This window comes from Chryseobacterium sp. VD8 (assembly GCF_037149975.1).
GTDB lineage: Bacteria > Bacteroidota > Bacteroidia > Flavobacteriales > Weeksellaceae > Chryseobacterium > Chryseobacterium indicum.
Window position 1 is genome coordinate 1 of the sequence record NZ_JBBCQL010000462.1, and the last position, 458, is coordinate 458.

General features: G+C 39.1%; 1 protein-coding gene. It reads left to right on the forward strand.

Going from position 1 to position 458, the window contains the following annotated elements:
* Positions 1-439, forward strand: a 439-nt coding sequence (locus WFK35_RS23040) for an NADPH-dependent F420 reductase (protein WP_336734990.1), incomplete at its 5' end; no start/stop codon positions are given.
* Positions 440-458 lie beyond the last annotated feature (19 nt).

The window sequence follows — 458 nt, forward strand, 5'->3', positions numbered from 1 at the left end:
GTGTGAAGTTGTACTTATTGCAACACCTCCAACGGCGATTTTTGAAGTGATTGAACAGTTAGGTGATGTTTCGGGAAAAGTAATTATTGATGCTACCAATGCAGTAATGAAGTCTCCGGAACCTTACAAAACGGTGTATCACGCTTTGGCAGATAAAACCAACGCAGAAATCGTAAAATGTTTTAACACAACAGGTTTTGAAAATATGCTCGATCCGATATACAATGGTGAAGGAATCGATATGTTTATGGCGGGAGACAGCGAAAAAGCAAAAGAAGTTGCCAAAAGGCTTGCTTTGGATTGTGGTTTCGCTTCCTGTACAGACTTTGGAAAAGCGGATAAAGTAGAACTGCTGGAAAAATTTGCACTTTCGTGGATCAATCTCGCCATTATGCAGGGGTACGGAAGAGATATGTCTTTTAAGATTTTGAAAAGATAATTTATAAAAAGGGCTGAAG